The sequence below is a fragment of the Janthinobacterium sp. BHSEK genome (assembly GCF_056174685.1).
Genome location: NZ_JBWBYV010000289.1, coordinates 1 through 273, shown reverse-complemented (window position 1 = coordinate 273; position 273 = coordinate 1). Strand labels below are relative to the sequence as shown.

The following is a 273-nucleotide window of genomic DNA, read 5'->3' as shown; positions in this document are numbered from 1 at the left end:
ATTAAACAGTCGCAGCCACCAGTTTATTGCAACCCTTTCACCCTCATGGAGTAAACCATTCAAGCTACCGGGGCGTACCTTTTCCCGAAGTTACGGTACCAATTTGCCGAGTTCCTTCTCCCGAGTTCTCTCAAGCGCCTTAGAATACTCATCTCGCCCACCTGTGTCGGTTTGCGGTACGGTCTCGTATGACTGAAGCTTAGAGGCTTTTCTTGGAACCACTTCCGATTGCTTCGTGAATAAATTCACTCGTCCCATCCCCTTGAATTCCGC

The 273-nt window shown here is 49.5% G+C and carries 1 rRNA gene; it reads right to left on the bottom strand.

The features are described from left to right. A 23S ribosomal RNA gene (locus AC0V2Y_RS29090) occupies positions 1 to 273 on the bottom strand; the annotation flags it as partial.